The 398-nt window shown below is 36.7% G+C and carries 1 protein-coding gene; it reads right to left on the reverse strand.

Annotated features, from left to right (window positions below):
• Nucleotides 1-30: 30 nt before the first annotated feature.
• Nucleotides 31-246: a DUF2188 domain-containing protein gene (locus tag HC175_RS19865; RefSeq protein ID WP_168026744.1), complete on the reverse strand. Its 216-nt coding sequence runs from the start codon at nt 244-246 to the stop codon at nt 31-33.
• Nucleotides 247-398: the final 152 nt, after the last annotated feature.

The following is a 398-nucleotide window of genomic DNA, read 5'->3' on the forward strand; positions in this document are numbered from 1 at the left end:
AATGAATATGTTTTTCTCAAAATCCATATTCTAATGTTTGGATTTTTTCCATTGTTGAATTGAACCGTCTTTTTTGTGAATTACGACATCACTACCAGACTTCCGGCTTTTTTCAGCACCTTTTACGGCTTGTTCTTTTGTTGTATAGACTTTGGTTGCCCGTTGAGCTCCTTCTTTTTTAACAGCCCAACCCGAATCCCGTTTTACTACGTGAGTTCTTTTTGGTGGTGTTGGTTTTTTCGCCATTTTATATTCAGTTTTAGTCGTTTTGTTTTAATTGTGCCCAACGTCTCGAATAACGCAAGTTGCGGCTTGGTGATTTGAATTTGTCCGTTAAAGACTTCTTTTTAATGGTAGTCAAAAATGGCATTTTTGAGAGGTATTCCGCAATTTGTGTT

The sequence above is a fragment of the Salinimicrobium oceani genome (assembly GCF_012037645.1).

What these genes read in the sequence shown, in the direction of transcription:
- HC175_RS19865 (WP_168026744.1), bottom strand. Translation starts at nt 246, where the DNA reads ATGGCGAAAAAACCAACACCACCAAAAAGAACTCACGTAGTAAAACGG.